This is a genomic window from Enterococcus sp. AAFC-DPL-5182 (assembly GCF_058216605.1).
Genome location: NZ_CM177101.1, coordinates 2,185,577 through 2,201,274, shown reverse-complemented (window position 1 = coordinate 2,201,274; position 15,698 = coordinate 2,185,577). Strand labels below are relative to the sequence as shown.

General features: G+C 34.3%; 14 protein-coding genes, 1 other RNA gene and 1 pseudogene. 15 read left to right on the top strand and 1 reads right to left on the bottom strand.

The window, feature by feature from the left end:
- The first annotated feature begins 22 nt into the window (after window positions 1-22).
- The 11 genes from AC4BB7_RS10210 (at window position 23) to ssrA (ending at window position 11,472) form a co-directional block, all read left to right on the top strand.
- Window positions 23-1,453: a 6-phospho-beta-glucosidase gene (locus AC4BB7_RS10210; RefSeq protein ID WP_086313417.1), complete on the top strand. Its 1,431-nt coding sequence runs from the start codon at window positions 23-25 to the stop codon at window positions 1,451-1,453.
- Between the two features lie 808 nt (window positions 1,454-2,261).
- A complete protein-coding gene (gene cutC / locus AC4BB7_RS10205) occupies window positions 2,262-4,802 on the top strand; it encodes a choline trimethylamine-lyase (RefSeq protein WP_086313415.1) in 2,541 nt (846 codons plus the stop codon).
- 141 nt (window positions 4,803-4,943) lie between these two features.
- Window positions 4,944-5,960, top strand: coding sequence for a DMT family transporter (locus AC4BB7_RS10200; protein WP_490482949.1), 1,017 nt, complete (start codon window positions 4,944-4,946; stop codon window positions 5,958-5,960).
- The gene (locus AC4BB7_RS10195; protein ID WP_086313413.1) at window positions 5,960-6,238 is read left to right on the top strand and encodes a hypothetical protein; all 279 of its coding nucleotides are present in this window, start codon (window positions 5,960-5,962) and stop codon (window positions 6,236-6,238) included. Before AC4BB7_RS10200 ends, AC4BB7_RS10195 begins: the two co-directional genes overlap by 1 nt.
- Before the next feature lie 19 nt (window positions 6,239-6,257).
- On the top strand, window positions 6,258-7,208 hold the full coding sequence (gene cutD, locus AC4BB7_RS10190) for a choline TMA-lyase-activating enzyme (RefSeq protein ID WP_490482948.1): 951 nt from the start codon (window positions 6,258-6,260) through the stop codon (window positions 7,206-7,208).
- 237 nt (window positions 7,209-7,445) lie between these two features.
- Window positions 7,446-8,603, top strand: coding sequence for a histidine kinase (locus tag AC4BB7_RS10185; RefSeq protein WP_490482947.1), 1,158 nt, complete (start codon window positions 7,446-7,448; stop codon window positions 8,601-8,603).
- A gap of 16 nt (window positions 8,604-8,619) precedes the next feature.
- Window positions 8,620-9,354, top strand: coding sequence for a response regulator transcription factor (locus AC4BB7_RS10180; protein ID WP_086313410.1), 735 nt, complete (start codon window positions 8,620-8,622; stop codon window positions 9,352-9,354).
- Between the two features lie 132 nt (window positions 9,355-9,486).
- Window positions 9,487-9,963, top strand: coding sequence for a GAF domain-containing protein (locus AC4BB7_RS10175; RefSeq protein WP_086313409.1), 477 nt, complete (start codon window positions 9,487-9,489; stop codon window positions 9,961-9,963).
- Window positions 9,964-10,041: 78 nt separating this feature from the next.
- Window positions 10,042-10,464, top strand: a complete 423-nt coding sequence (locus AC4BB7_RS10170; protein ID WP_490482946.1) for a VOC family protein — start codon at window positions 10,042-10,044, stop codon at window positions 10,462-10,464.
- Between the two features lie 179 nt (window positions 10,465-10,643).
- On the top strand, window positions 10,644-10,967 hold the full coding sequence (locus AC4BB7_RS10165) for a DMT family transporter (RefSeq protein ID WP_086314308.1): 324 nt from the start codon (window positions 10,644-10,646) through the stop codon (window positions 10,965-10,967).
- Between the two features lie 137 nt (window positions 10,968-11,104).
- Window positions 11,105-11,472: a transfer-messenger RNA gene (gene ssrA, locus AC4BB7_RS10160) on the top strand.
- Between the two features lie 91 nt (window positions 11,473-11,563).
- Here ssrA and AC4BB7_RS10155 read toward each other — a convergent pair.
- Window positions 11,564-11,713, bottom strand: a pseudogene (locus AC4BB7_RS10155) (tyrosine-type recombinase/integrase); the annotation flags it as partial.
- A gap of 247 nt (window positions 11,714-11,960) precedes the next feature.
- On the opposite strand from AC4BB7_RS10155, the gene AC4BB7_RS10150 reads away from it, so the two are divergent.
- The 4 genes from AC4BB7_RS10150 (at window position 11,961) to AC4BB7_RS10135 (ending at window position 15,383) form a co-directional block, all read left to right on the top strand.
- Entirely contained in the window at window positions 11,961-12,350 is a 390-nt protein-coding gene (locus AC4BB7_RS10150) for a hypothetical protein (RefSeq protein ID WP_490482945.1), read from the top strand.
- The gene (locus tag AC4BB7_RS10145; RefSeq protein WP_490482944.1) at window positions 12,337-13,503 is read left to right on the top strand and encodes a hypothetical protein; all 1,167 of its coding nucleotides are present in this window, start codon (window positions 12,337-12,339) and stop codon (window positions 13,501-13,503) included. The genes AC4BB7_RS10150 and AC4BB7_RS10145 overlap by 14 nt, the downstream gene beginning before the upstream one ends.
- Window positions 13,504-13,690: 187 nt before the next feature.
- Window positions 13,691-14,491 (top strand): hypothetical protein, encoded by an 801-nt coding sequence (locus AC4BB7_RS10140; RefSeq protein WP_490482943.1) that lies wholly within the window; start codon window positions 13,691-13,693, stop codon window positions 14,489-14,491.
- Between the two features lie 52 nt (window positions 14,492-14,543).
- Window positions 14,544-15,383 carry a hypothetical protein gene (locus AC4BB7_RS10135; protein WP_490482942.1) on the top strand — a complete coding sequence of 280 codons (840 nt, stop codon included), beginning with the start codon at window positions 14,544-14,546 and terminating at the stop codon, window positions 15,381-15,383.
- Window positions 15,384-15,698: the final 315 nt, after the last annotated feature.

Below are 15,698 nucleotides of genomic sequence, written 5' to 3'. Positions count from 1 at the left end.
AATAAATTGGAGGATGATTTGAATGGCATTTAGAAAAGACTTTTTATGGGGCGGCGCAACAGCTGCCAATCAATGTGAAGGTGGTTATAACGAAGGCGGACGTGGGTTAGCGAACGTAGATCTTGCTCCTGTTGGACCAGATCGTTTCCCAGTAATCACTGGTGAAAAGAAAATGTTTGCTTTTGATGACGAACATTTTTATCCAGCCCAAAATGCAATCGACATGTACCATCGCTATAAAGAAGATATCGCGTTGTTTGGCGAAATGGGCTTTAAAACCTACCGTTTATCGATCGCTTGGAGCCGTATTTTCCCTCTAGGAGACGAAACAGAGCCGAATGAGGAAGGGTTGAAGTTCTATGAAGATTTGTTCAAAGAATGCCGCAAACACAATATAGAACCCCTTGTAACCATCACTCACTTTGATTGTCCTATGCACTTAGTGGAAAAATATGGTGCATGGCGCAGTCGTGAAATGGTTGGCTTTTACGAAAATCTATGTAATGTGATTTTCAATCGTTATAAAGGCTTAGTAAAATATTGGTTAACATTCAACGAAATCAATATGATTTTACACGCACCATTTATGGGGGCTGGTCTTTATTTTGAAGAAGGCGAAAACAAAGAACAAGTCAAATACCAAGCAGCTCACCACGAATTATTAGCAAGTGCGATCGCAACGAAAATCGCTCATGAAGTCGATCCAGAAAACCAAGTCGGCTGTATGTTAGCGGCTGGGACAAACTATGCGTATACGTGTAAACCAGAAGATGTTTGGGCAGCGCGTAAAGCAGACCGTGAGAATTTCTTCTTTATCGATGTCCAATCTCGCGGAGAATATCCAGCCTACGCTCTTAAAGAATTAGAACGCGAAGGCATTGAATTACCGATTGAGGACGGAGATCTAGAACTACTAAAAGAACACACAGTCGATTTTATTTCATTCTCGTATTACTCATCACGTGTACAATCGACGGATCCAGCAATCAACGAAAAAACAGCTGGTAATATTTTTGCCTCAGTGAAAAACCCATACTTGGAAGCAAGTGAATGGGGCTGGCAGATCGATCCGCTAGGCTTGCGTACAACAATGAATGACTTATATGATCGTTACCAAAAACCATTATTTATCGTTGAAAACGGCTTAGGAGCAGTAGATACACCAGATGAAAACGGCAATGTGATCGATGATTATCGTATTGAATACCTGGCAGCACATATCCAAGCGATGAAAGATGCGGTAGAGCTAGACGGAGTTGATTTACTAGGTTATACAACATGGGGCTGTATCGATTTAGTCTCTGCTGGAACAGGTGAAATGAAGAAACGTTATGGCTTTATCTATGTCGATCGTGATAACGAAGGCAATGGTACGTTGAAACGTTCGAAGAAAAAATCGTTTGATTGGTATAAAAAAGTCATTGCGACAAATGGGGAAGATTTAACGAACTAAGATTTATTTCTTAACGATAAATTGTGTTTAAAGTGAATAAAATATAAAGTAGAACATTAACAGAAAGCACAGCTATGAAAGTAGTTGTGCTTTTTTTGTTATTGTTCTTAAAGTCGGGAAGAAGAGAGTTGGAAAGACCATATGAAATACATCAATAATTATAATAAAAAAAGTTGCCTTGAACATAAATCGTTCAGGACAACTTTTTTACTATAATTTTCCATAGTTATGTTGATGCTTGGGTGCATGCTTCAAAAATGAATAGGCGGCAATTGTAAGAGCAGATATTGTTGCTCCTGTAACGAATATTTTTTTCATAGGCATCATTCCTTTCGTTATAGCTGAATCTATGTTTAAGTGCAACAAATGCACGTACGTGGACGGTAGGATTCGAACCTACACCTCATCAGGTCGAGAATAAACATCCGTTAGTCCTCAAAGAGTTTTAACACCACGTTCATCCACAAAGTTATTGGTTGTTTACTATGATTAAACTATAACCTTAATAGATTAAATCAAACATAAAAAAGCTTGAAAAAAGTGTGAATTCGTTTGAAGTTGTTATGAAGAGTATGAATATCTTTGATAATAAAAAAACAAAGGCTTGATAAGGAAATAGGGCATAACGTCTTTTTTTTACAATATAAGGTCTTTATTTTAAAAAAATCTATGAATTTTACAAGTTAAACTAATGCATGTAAACAAAAATTATATTGAAGGGACGTATTAGAGTTCAGTCAAATGATAAGAATGTAAGCGTGAACAAATTTGATGCGACATAGTTAAAGCCAAAAGGGAGGAAAAACAAATGAACAATGAACTTTTAGAAAAACAATTAATCGATGCAACAAAAAATCTATCTGGTACGGAATCACAAGAGCTAGTCAAAGTATTTTCAGGTGTTATTCAAGAATTAAAAGAAGATGATCCAGTGGTGGTATCGAATATTTCTACTTTTCCAGGAGATGAATTAAGTCGATTTAGTCCTCGATTAAAAAAATTAAAGGACCATTATTTAACAATTCGTCCTTCTGTAACGGCTCATAGAGCAAAAGCAGTGACTGAAATTGCAAAAAAACATTGGGGTATGCCAAAAATTATCTTACGAGCAAAAGCGTTTAAACATGCATGTGAAACAGCACCGTTGTTGATTCAAGATAACGAATTGATCGTAGGTCATGCTTGTGGACGTCCTCGGGCTGGAGCTGTTGCTCCAGATATCGCATGGCGTTGGGTATTAGATGAACTCGATACGATCGATTCAAGACCGCAAGATCCATTTGAAATTAGTGAAGAAACGAAAAGAACGCTTCGAGAAGACATCTTCCCATTTTGGGAAACGCGTTCATTAGATGAAGTCTGTCAGTCACAATATGAAGAGGCAGGTCTTTGGGAATTTTCTGGAGAAGCATTTGTTAGTGACCTATCCTATCACCAAATCAATGGCGGCGGTGATACATGCCCAGGATATGATATTTTGTTGATTAAAAAGGGAATTAACAAAATAAAAGAGGAAGCGGAAACGAAACTTTCTGAATTGTTGATGAGCAATCCAGAAGATATCGAAAAAATTTATTTTTATAAAGCTGAAATTGAAACTTGTGAAGGTATTTTAAATTATTCTAAACGTTTATCTGACCATGCCAAAGAACTAGCGGCTGTAGAAAATGATCCAGTTCGAAAAGCAGAACTTTTAGAAACAGCAGAAATTCTGTTAGCTGTTCCAGCAAATCCGCCAAAAACATTTAAAGAGGCATTGCAATCAATCTGGACAATGGAATCATTGTTTGTAATAGAAGAAAATCAAACGGGAATTTCATTAGGACGTCTAGATCAATATATCTACCCAATGTATAAAGCTGATCTTGAAGCAGGACGAATGACTGAACATGAAGCAATTGAGTTACTGGGCTGTTTCTTTATCAAATGTTCTGAATATATGTGGCTGTCTAGTGAAGGCGGAGCTAAATTTTTCGCTGGCTATCAACCCTTCATTAATTGTACGGTTGGCGGAGTAAAACGCACAGGTGGAGATGCTACGAATGAATTGACCTATGCGATTATGGAAGCTATTCGGATGACAAAAGTTTATCAGCCTTCATTAGCGTGTCGTATCCATAACCAATCACCGCAAAAATACTTGAAAAAAATTGTTGAAGTTGTAAAAGCAGGAATGGGCTTTCCAGCTTGTCATTTCGATGATTCTCATATCAAAATGATGCTAGCTAAAGGTTTTGGGATCGAAGATGCACGCGATTATTGTTTGATGGGATGTGTAGAGCCACAAAAATCCGGCAGAATTTACCAATGGACTTCAACAGGATATACACAATGGCCAATTGCAATTGAGTTCGTATTAAATCGCGGTGTTATGAAATGGCATGGTACAAAACAAGGAATCGATACAGGTGATTTAGATCAATTTAAAACATTTGAACAATTCGATGAAGCGGTTAAAGAGCAGTTGAGAAGGATTGTTAATTTATCAGCAGTCGGCACCGTAATTAGCCAGCGTGTCCATGCAGATGTTGCACCTAAACCATTGATGTCATTGATGGTAGAAGGGTGTATGGAGACAGGAAAAGATGTCACGCATGGTGGAGCAGTTGTTAATAATGGGCCAGGATTAGTTTGGTCTGGTTTAGGTACTTACGTTGACTCAATGGTTGTAATCAAAAAATTAGTTTTTGAAGAACAAAAGTATACATTAAAGCAACTCAAAGAAGCTTTAGATGCAGATTTTGTTGGATATGACCAAATCAAACGTGATTGTTTAAGTGCTCCTAAATACGGGAATGATGATGATTATGCTGACTCGATTGCAGCAGAAATCATTAACTGGACAGAGAGAGAACATCAGCAGTATGACATGCTGTATTCGAAAATGAGCCATGGAACATTGTCAATTTCCAATAATACACCATTTGGAGAAATGACTGCTGCAACACCAAATGGTCGTAATGCTTGGGTGCCGCTTTCTGATGGAATCTCTCCGAGTCAAGGAGCGGATAAATTTGGCCCAACAGCAATCATCAAGTCTGTCAGCAAATTAGGGGTTGAGAGTATGACGATCGGTATGGTGCATAATTTCAAACTACTTAAAGGGATTTTAGAGACATCCGAAGGGGAAAACGGTTTGATTAACCTTTTACGTACAGCATCGATATTAGGCAATGGTCAGATGCAATTTAGTTATATCGATAATGATTTGTTGTTGAAAGCGCAAAAGCAGCCTGAAAAACACCGTGATTTGATTATTCGTGTAGCGGGGTACAGTGCTTACTTTGTTGAATTGTGTAAAGAAGTACAAGATGAAATCATCAGTCGGACAATGATTGAGCATTTCTAATTTATATTGAAAGGACACTTATTCTTTCTCAGTAGTTAAAACGGTCAAGAATGGTGAGAAAAAGTTGTTTAGTCCATTCCAAACACTGGGATGATTAAACAACTTTTATCTTAAATTCATTTTACAGATGGGGGAAAAAGAATGAATAATGTAAATGACTTAAGCAATTCTAATATAGAACAAGCAAAAATAAAACAAGCAAGTAGTTTTGAGCGTAAAGGTCTTTTAAATGGTTTGTCTTCTGGGTTACTTTTTGGATTGAATAGCGCATTACTAGCTTTAGCGATTTCGTTATTTCTCTTTTCAGACGAACCTAATGCCTATGCTTTACCGTTAGTTTTTGCAGGTTTTAATGATTTTTTAGCTGCGATTTGGTTGATTATTTATAATGCTCATCAAGGCAGGTTAAAAGAGATTTTTAGAAGCTTAAAACTATTTCCAGGGAAAATGACATGTTTAGCAGCTTTAATGGGCGGTCCAGTGGCTCAAGGAGCCTATCTATTAGGGATTGCTTTTGCCGGACCAACTTATGCTGTACCAATTTCAGCATTGTGTCCAGTGGTTGGCGCTTTACTTTCTGCAGTTTTCTTAAAGGAAAAAATAACCCAGCGTGTGTGGGCTGGTATGGCAATTTGTGTTGTTGGTGCCGTTGTAATTTCATACACGCCGCCAGCGGGAAATGTAGAGAATTTTTATTTAGGGATTATTTGTGCGGCGGTTGCAGCCTTAGGATGGGGTCTTGAAGGAGTTCTTTCAGCTTTTGGTGGTTCTGTACTTGATCCTAAAGTAACGATTACGATTCGCGATATTACATCTGGATTGACATTTTTCTTGATTGTGATGCCTTTAGTCAATGGATTGGGTGTTTTTCAACAAGTGTTCCAATCGCCAAAAACTTTAGTCATTTTAGCGTTAGCAGCGTTAGTTGCTGCGGTCTCATTTTTACAGTGGTATAACGCCAACAGCATGTGTGGTGTGGCAAAAGGGATGGCTTTAAATAGTACGTATGTGATGTGGGGAATTATTTTTTCAGCTGTTGTTTCCCAAGATTTTTCGGCTATTACGCCAATGGTTATTGTAGGTGCATTATTGATTACCTTTGGTGCCATCATGGTATCAGTTAATCCACTTTCATTCTTTAAAAAGGAGGTAGCATAATGGCAGAAACCTTATTACCGCTACGTTTTCGTGTGTTAAAAGAACTAAAAGATAAAAAAATGCATTTTCAAGAGTTGATGACTTGTTTGCATCCTGAATATGGTACGGAGAAGCAATTTAATGAAGCGGCATTTTTAGATCATGTACTCGCGTTAAAAGAAAACGGCTTGTTAGAAGAAGCAGATGCCTATATCAATGAGAAAAACCAATTGTTAACGACTTATCAAATAAATGATGCTGGAAAAGAGATGCTGAGAAAATATTTACCGAAAAAATAATGGAAAGTAGTGAGAGAAGATGATACCAGCAAAAAAAACGGCCCGGATCTTTAATATTCAGAAATATTCTATTTATGATGGAGATGGGATTCGTACGTTAGTCTTCTTTAAAGGCTGTCCGTTACGGTGTAAATGGTGTTCAAATCCTGAGAGTGTAGAGCCTGGATTTCAAGTGATGAAACAACAAAATTTATGTGACGATTGTGGAATTTGTGCGGAAGTCTGTCCTAAAAACATTCACAAAATGCGTACAACGATGGATGACAAGCAAGAGCACTATATCGATCGAAAAATTTCTTGTAGCGGTTGTCGAATTTGCGAAGAAAAATGTCCTAAAAATGCTTTGACTGTAATGGGGCAAGATATGACTGTTCCAGAAGTAATGGAAGTAATTTTGCAAGATATGTTATTTTATATGAGTTCAAATGGAGGGGTCACACTTGGTGGGGGTGAAGTGACTTATCAAGGAGATTTCGCTGTTGAACTTTTAGCTGAATGTAAAGAAAATGGTATTCACACGGCGATTGAAACTTGCGGGTACACAAAATGGGAAACGATGAAAAAATTTGTTGATGTGACGGATTTATTTTTGTTTGATGTGAAGCATTTTGATCCTGAAAAACATCGTGAATTAGTCGGCGCACGAAATGACCGCATTATGGCAAATTTGGAACAACTATTTCAAGCAGGAGCAACTATTTCAGTTAGAATGCCGTTAATCAAAGGATTAAATGACTCTTTAGAAACGCTGAAAGCAACTATTTTGTACATTAAAGAAATTCAAACAAACGGACAGTTGAAAAGTATCGATATTTTACCTTATCATAAATTAGGGGTAGCTAAATATGAACAATTAGATCAAACATATCCATTAAAAGATATCGATATGTCTTATACTGATGATGAACTTGAAAAAATCAGAGATTATCTGTCTCAATTTGAATTACCAGTCAGAGTAGTGAAACATTGAACAAATGAAAAGAACGTTAATTTAACTATTATAAAGTTAAACCATCTAGTTGTAATAGATAGGAAAGAACTGTGTAAGTTATAAGATTGCTGCGATAAATGCAATAGTTGATCATATTCGTTTACTTGTTCCAAATTTGAATCATTAGTGATGGGAATTCCAAAGCTGAAATTGTATAAAATGTTATTTATGTTATACTGTATGTACAGTGAAATTGTGTTAAAAGGAGCAATTAGTGTGGAAAATGTTTATCTAACTATCTACACCAGTTCAGAGCTTTCCCAACAAACAATCGAGCAATCTCAAGAACTACTGAAAAGATTTCCGTTCAAGGTACGTCCGTATTTTCAGATTTTAAACAAAGTGAGCTCAACGATTGATGAAGCAAACCAAAGCTTCTGTAAACGTGCAACGGATTGTTCTTCTTGTCCATCAAGTAGCGGTATTTTTAGAAAGAAGAAGATCGCTTCTTACTGCCATCGCTGCAGTTATGGATTAAGTAAATTTATCTATCCGTTTCAATATTGCGGAAAAGAACGAGGCTTGTTGATTTTCGGCCCTTTTTTTAAAGATGAAACGGATATCAACTTATTGATCGTATCTGATATTGATGAAGCTGGTGCAAATGAAAAAATGAATATCTTAAACCTTTTTGAAGAGAATGAACTAGAAAAGGTTGAAAACTTCGCTTCCGTCTTTGCAGCGTTTTTATCGCAAACTTTAACGATGGAAAAATTGGAAAAAGAAAAGCAGAAGACTGAAAATAACTTAAAGATCCTCTCTCAAAAAATTAAACATATAGAAAATCAGGACAACAGTAAAGGGTTGACACCTTATTTTGTGTTTAATTCACTGACGACTTTAGCAAGATTGGCCCATTTTAATGAGAACCCTGATTTAGAAGAAGCTGTCTATAAGTTATCCAGTGTTATCCGCTACAATTACCAATCACAAAATCATTGCATTTCTTTAGAAGAAGCATTTAGCTATTTAAGCAATTACTTAGAACTTAGTACGACTAGATCGCTGAAGCGATTAACGTATCAAGTTGATCTTCCCCAAGATTTGACTGAATATCGTATACCTGTAATGACCTTGATTCCAATTGTGGAAAATTTACTAGAAATCAGACTGCCTAAGTATGGAAATGATTTTTCTCTATTATTTACAGTAGAAAAAGTGAGTGGAAATATCATTATTACCATTCAAGAGAAGATTCACTTAGATAGAAAGAGAGAATTAGCTGTAGAAGAAGAGTTTCTATCTGCCGTTGCTAAAAGTAACACGAGATTGGTTGAATTATTAGGTGATCAGGCACATGTTCGAATGGTAGAATCGGTAAATAAGTTAGTTGTTGAGATAATGCTTCCAGCTTCAAAAGGATTAATAGTATGACTAGAGGATGAAGTAGATGAAAAATATAATGATTGTAGAAGAGGATGAATTAGAACGTCAATTTATAAAAGACATTATCAAAGAGAATTATCAGCGAGAAAATATAAATATAGTTGAGGTTCAAAACGGAACAGAGGCACTAAATAAAGCTAGAGTATTTCAGCCTGAATTAGTGGTGATGGATATTGAGGTAGCGGGTATGAATGGACTAGAATTACAAAAAGAAATATTACAAATTAAGCCAACGATTTATACGATTTGGACATCGATTTATTCTAATTTTGATATGTTGAGTCAAGGATTATCCTATAATGTTCGCGGTTATTTGTTAAAGCCATATTCAAAAGCTCAAATGATGCAGCATTTGGATAAGTTTATGACCCGTAAGAAGAAATATACACTCTCTAGCCAATACAATAAACAATTTAGCGAAGGAATCAATAAAGCGATCCAGTACATCAAGAAAAGTTTTAAACAGAAAATAACTATTGACGATATTGCTAATCAAGTGTATTTAAATCCTCAGTATTTTGGACGTTTATTTCGCAAAGAGTTAGGTATTAGTGTGAATGATTATATCAATATTTTGAAAATAGAAGAATCATGTCGTCTTTTGCATGAAACGGATTTACCATTATATCGAATCGCAACAGAAGTAGGATTTGCGGATTCTTCCTATTTCACTAGAGTTTTTACGAAGTATTTGAACATGACACCGCATGAATATCGCAAACAAGAAGTAGGTAAATAGGCAAGTGGTTTGAGGCAATCCGTTTATAATAATGAATATGTGCACTCAATTCGTTAAGACTACTCTATGATATAATAAGAAAACAATGGAACTATTTCTGATTTTATTTATAGAGAAGAGAGTGAATGAACAATGTGGAAATCACCAGAAGAAAAGTCAGCTGTTTACAAATTATTAGTACAACAACAAGCTGCAATTATTGAAATCGAACATGATAAAATTGCTAATCTTGCCAATTCTTCTGCATTATTGGCAGATGCATTACCTAATACAGTGTTTGCTGGCTATTACTTATTTGATGGAGAAGAATTAGTCTTGGGACCTTTTCAAGGTAAGGTTTCTTGTACACGAATCAAGATGGGAAAAGGTGTTTGTGGGGAATCGGCTGAAAAGCGCGAAACATTGATTGTTGATGATGTAAAAAATCATCAGAATTACATCTCTTGCGATTCTGCTGCGCGCTCTGAGATTGTTGTACCAATGGTCAAGGATGGAAAATTACTTGGTGTTTTAGATCTAGATAGCTCAGTAACGCATGGCTATGATGAAATGGATCAGCAGTATTTAGAACAATTGGTATCGGTACTTTTAAAAGAGACAGACTTTTAGTAAAATATGAGCTTCTCCTTCGCTTAATTTATTTTTGCATGAGATAATTAGCAAAAATAGAGTGAGAGGAAGATGAGCATGTTAGAAGTATACTTAAATTTTAAGGATGAAGCGGCCGATGCAATTACTTTTTACGAATCAGTCTTTGATGTTAAAAGTGAAGGTGTTATGACTTTTGCAGATGCACCTCAAGACCCTGAAAATCCAACGCCTGATGCTTGGAAAGATTTGATTATCAATGCAACCATGACAATTGAAGGGGTACCTGTTATGTTTTCTGATGTGCCAGATGGAATGGGTTTGACCTTTATTGAAGGAAACAATGTTTCTCTTGTAATTAATACAGAAGACGAAGCCAAAATTGATCGGATTTTTAGTCGTTTAGCTGAAGGTGGTAAAGTAACGATGCCGCTAGGAGAAACATTCTGGTCTAAAAAATATGGCATGGTTGTTGATAAATTTGGCATCAACTGGATGCTTAATTATTTCGTTGAACCTTAATTTTGAACGTATCTAACTAAAATGAATAGGAGATCATCAATGGATTAGAAATAAGTAAATCTGTTGATGATTTTTTGTATCTAAAAAACGCTGAGAGTATATTAAGAAAAATCTACGTTTAAATTTGTTGAAATTTTGATATAATGATTTAGGAATTATATGAGGAGGAGAAGTTTGTGATAGGATACATCTATCTTTTTATTGCCATTATAAGTGAGGTCATCGCTACCAATTTGTTAAAAGCAACAGACGGATTTAGCAAATTATTGCCATCAGTCGAGTGTTTGATTGCATATGTTGTTTGTTTTTATAGCCTATCTAAAGCAATTAAGTACATGCCGTTAAATGTCGCATATGCACTTTGGGGAGCGGTTGGGATTATCTTGATCACGATTTTTTCAGTGGTTTATTGGAAAGAGCAGATCAATACACCAACAGTAATTGGAATTGGTTTTATTGTGATTGGCACGATCTTAGTGAATACATTTGGAACAGGGCACTAATTATTTGATTGTGAACACTTTTTATAAGTGTTATCCAGTTGTAATTAGAAAGCTGAATAATTGGTACCTGATCCTTTAAAAAACAAGATAAATATGTTATACTAATCAAAGCGTATATTATGCTATTTAATCTTAACGGGGACGTTACGGATTCGACAGGCATAGTTGAGCTTGAATCGCGTTTCGTAGGTTACGTCTACGTAAAAACGTTACAGTTAAATATAACTGCTAAAAACGAAAACAATACTTTCGCTCTAGCTGCGTAAAAACAGCGGGTGAAGATCCTCCCGGCATCGCCCATGTTCTCGGGTAAGGGTCTCAAATTAAGTGGGATACGCTAAATTTTTCCGTCTGTAAAATTTAGAAGAGATCATCAGACTAGCGAGAGTTTGGGCCTGTTATGCGGCATGAACTTCAGCGAAGCCTTAAAATAGTATGACTATGAACGTAGAAGTTTAAGTGGCAATGTGTTTGGACGCGGGTTCGACTCCCGCCGTCTCCATTTATTTTATGGAGACAGACAGTAGAAACGTTGATGTACAGAGGTTTGTACAGCGTTTCTACTGTCTATTTTTTTTGCATTGAATACGATTGAACTAGATTCCGGCATAATTAGCAAATAATTTAGCAGTCTTTTCTTTATTGTCTTGTGTTACATGAGCATAGATGTTCATTGTAGTTTGAACATCTGAATGTCCTAAACGATCCTGAACCTCTTTAATTGTTGCACCGGATTCAAAAAGTAGATGCAACAAAGGTTATTTACTCAAAGAATGCTTGCAATTGTTAATCTACATAGGAACTATGGTCATTATTCATTGATGGTAATTCATGATAGTAAATGCTAGTACTATAAAAGAAAAGTGCCGTACTTGATTTTAACGCGTTCTAATTATAGTTTTTAAAAAGAAATTTTAGTAAATGCTTGTTTTTAGTCCCTATTTCTGTTTTAATCAAAATAGCAGATATTAATTACAAAGGAGATCTAGAGTATTGTTCAAATATGATGATTATCCGGAAAGTTGTCCACCTATAAATGCTGTTGAATTGAATGGTCAGTATTTTAGATTGTGTAAAGAAATTGTACCAGCTGCATGTGATTTTGTAACACATGTTGAACAAGGTTTGTACTTTCCGCCAGCAAAAAGGTGTGAAGCAATGGCGTTGTCTTTTTTTTGTAGCGCGGAGCAAGCAGATAAAATGAAGAAGAAATTCAAACGGAAATTTACTGGATATAGTGTAGTTCCTGTTGAAATTCAAAATGAGTTTGGAATAGGCATTGTAAAAAATGGTCACTTGAATTTATGGGAATACCGAGATGTAAATATCTATGAAACGATTAAAGAAGACAATGCGGGGGTAGGATCAAATGAAAAAAATTAACATTTCTGATTTAATCCCTGTTTTTATTTTCGACTATTTTGATATGCCATTATTTTTTATATCTAGAGACGAAAGTAATTTGAAAAGTTATTTATTTTATTTAATTGATGATGATATCTTTTTTGTTAGTGAAATTAATCGCAAAACTTTAACATTACTATTTGATGGTGGTACTACTAGGAACTTTTTAGATGATTTAATTAAAAATAATCAATTGTTTGTCTTGTTCATAGATGGGGAGAATTACGAGGTAAAAAGCATTCAAGAAGCCGAGTCAAACCTGGGAGAAAGCTATGAAGAATGGCTACCAGAAGAACAGCTATATATAGAACATGATTATGTAACTGGTAGAGAGATGAAATCACTGGAAAAAACTTATACTGATTTTTTTCCGGAAATTTACAACAATGAAGATACGTCAATTCAAACTATTGATAAAATGAACTATAATGCTATTTTTACAGAAGATATAAATCAAGATGATGAACTTGAAGGTTCTAACGAAATAAATTTAAATATGAGTAAACTTTCAAATTCTGGAAAAAGTAGAAGAAAAAAAGATGCTATGAAAGCATTTAGAGACCTTATAAACCCAATCAAGAAACGTAGTCATGTAGCGTATCAAACTTTTGTAGATGGATTAGAAATAGCTAATGCTTCTTATATTGGATATAGTTCGAAGAAAAAAAGCGTAAATAAATCAAATGAGTTAGAGGGAAAAGCAATAAGAGAGCCTAGATTTATAGAAAAATTTCCTCAGAATTTATCTGAAAAAGATAGCTGGAAAAATCTGAGAACTACTGCAGAAATAAAATCTATTAATATTACGGATACAGATAGGGTTAAAGCGGAAATAAAAGCTGAATTGTCGGATGTTAATCTAACTTTTGTTTTACCAGAAGAGTTTTTTCTCAATGATAATCAGCAAAATATAGTTGAGGGATTGACGGAGAGTTTAATGATAATTAATAATTACGTTAAATCAAACAGCAGTGCTTTATATCTAACAACAATGTGTCAATCAAAAAAACTAGATTTGAACAATATTGAATTATATATAGCTGACCCGGATTTTATGGCTTTTCAGACAATCGATAAAGATTTTGATGAACTCAGGTCAGTAACTGTAGCAATTACTACAGGGGTAATTTAATAGTAGGTAAATCTTTGATCACTCTTGGAGTGGTCTTTTTCTGTATAATATTTAAACACATTCTCTATGTGAGATAAAACTTAACTCTTTATCGTTTGTATTGGATTTTAAAACGCTGTTAGAGGCTGAAAGATAAGGATAATTGACGTGGAATTTATTTGTATATTTTTGTAAAGGGGATTGTACAATGTTAGATTTGAATGGTTTGATCGAAACAATCGGGAAGGTAGTAGGGATATTAGGAGGTATGGTAGGAATAATAGGAGGAGTTTATGGAATAAGATCTGGAAACAAAGCTAGGATAATATCAGAAAAAGCACTTAGAATTTCTGAAAAAAGTTTAATGAATTCAGATAAAAATCTTGAAATAAATGAAAAAAATTCTATTTTAGGTTATCACACATTTGTAATATGGAATTCAACAAAAATTCCAAGATTGACTATTGATGTAAAAGAGGGAGAAGGTGACTTAAAAGAAACTACTCCTGTAGGGTATAGATGTCTAATTACAATTAATCCGTTTATTGCAACCGGAACTGTAAAGGGTATCTTTATTTCTAGCGAAGGTATTGGGGAAGAACGAACTATCACTAACAATGTTTATAATCAAGTATGGATTGATATTAATAAAGATAAATTATATGAAAGTCTGTTTGTGATATATATTGAACCCAATAATCTAATAGCTATTGATACTTTCATTTTGCAAATGACTATCGATACTACAGAACCATTAGGATCGAAAATAAAACTGAAAAAAAATGAACCAATAGATTCAATTATATTCAAGCCGGTAAGGGTGAATATTTTAAAATTTACAGAGGCTGAAATAGTTGCTGGAAGTACTTTTAAAGATAAGTTATTAAAGTTTTCTTCTAAAAATGGCTGTGGAGAGATCTTAAGCCAGATAGATAAGGATGAATTATTAGAAAAAGGTTGGAATTATGCTCAAAATATAAAAAGTAAGTACTTAACCTTTGAAAATTAGTGCAAATAAAATGATTACTATTGGTATGATTGAGTAAAAAGGAGTGTTGAAATTGAGTACAATAAAAGTATTATTTGAGGATGTTACAAAATCAAGTAGTTGGAATATCGCTAATATTTTAACTTTCATAGGAGTATTGATAACTGCAATAATTTCTGTTATTAATTTAAGATCAAATGCTAAATGGAAAAAGAAAGAAATAGATGCCAATCTAACTGCTCAAGCAAGAATTGGATGGATTCAGAGTGTAAAAGAAATAACTGCTAATTCTATAGCTTCTATAATGGATTTAATAGAGTCGGAAGGCAGCCCATCTTGGAAAAAAGCTTACACGCAGTTGAACCTTCTAATTTTGCAGTTTGGTCCAAACAATCCTGAGATTATAAAAAACGAAATCTGTTATAAAAATAGGAAAGTTATTTTATCAGATAAATCGAAAAAAAGTCTTGTAAAGATTGAAAACAATGACAATAAAAATGATTATATCGTACAATATTTAGAAACTGTACAGGAATTTTTATTTTATAATAAAGATGAATTTGTTAAGAACAAAAATGACTTACTTGATAAAAGGCTTGAAATTTTTAAACAACTATTAGAATTAGGAATTGCGGATTTAGAACGGGAGCAGAATTTGTCAAATAAAGAGGATTATGAATTAGTTCTAATGACTAAAGCATATAGTGTAACGGATCTTGAAGAATTAGATGAAGGTGAAAAAAATTATGATATTAATTATCAAAAAGTCGAAATGTTTGAAGACATAGAGAATAGTCTTGAGATTATCTACAAGCAACTACAAGATGAGTGCTTAGAGGTATGTAGTATGATGAGCCAAATTATAAGAATTTATTTAAAAATAGAGTGGGATCGTGCAAAAACAGGTAAGTAATTTTATTATCAACCTATCTATTGGCATGGTGGTTTTGTCTGTGCATTTGTCTGTATGTGTAAATAAAACTATCTAAGTTTATTACTATATCTTTAAATTGAAAAACTAGATTTCTCTAGTAAATGAACTTAATTCAATTTATATAAAAGTAGTATTTTAAATGAAAGGGTCTGTGTTTTCACTCATTTAATATGTTATGTGCATGATTAGTCATAATTTCTTTATTTATATAAGTATTCACTTATAGTTCCTTTTTAATCCATTTATCATATTTATAATTTATCTAGTATATGATAAACTAAATTAGACAATATG

Coding starts and splice junctions, on each gene's coding strand:
- AC4BB7_RS10210 (WP_086313417.1), top strand. CDS start 23: ATGGCATTTAGAAAAGACTTTTTATGGGGCGGCGCAACAGCTGCCAAT.
- cutC (WP_086313415.1), top strand. CDS start 2,262: ATGAACAATGAACTTTTAGAAAAACAATTAATCGATGCAACAAAAAAT.
- AC4BB7_RS10200 (WP_490482949.1), top strand. CDS start 4,944: ATGAATAATGTAAATGACTTAAGCAATTCTAATATAGAACAAGCAAAA.
- AC4BB7_RS10195 (WP_086313413.1), top strand. CDS start 5,960: ATGGCAGAAACCTTATTACCGCTACGTTTTCGTGTGTTAAAAGAACTA.
- cutD (WP_490482948.1), top strand. CDS start 6,258: ATGATACCAGCAAAAAAAACGGCCCGGATCTTTAATATTCAGAAATAT.
- AC4BB7_RS10180 (WP_086313410.1), top strand. CDS start 8,620: ATGAAAAATATAATGATTGTAGAAGAGGATGAATTAGAACGTCAATTT.
- AC4BB7_RS10175 (WP_086313409.1), top strand. CDS start 9,487: ATGTGGAAATCACCAGAAGAAAAGTCAGCTGTTTACAAATTATTAGTA.
- AC4BB7_RS10170 (WP_490482946.1), top strand. CDS start 10,042: ATGTTAGAAGTATACTTAAATTTTAAGGATGAAGCGGCCGATGCAATT.
- AC4BB7_RS10145 (WP_490482944.1), top strand. CDS start 12,337: ATGAAAAAAATTAACATTTCTGATTTAATCCCTGTTTTTATTTTCGAC.
- AC4BB7_RS10140 (WP_490482943.1), top strand. CDS start 13,691: ATGTTAGATTTGAATGGTTTGATCGAAACAATCGGGAAGGTAGTAGGG.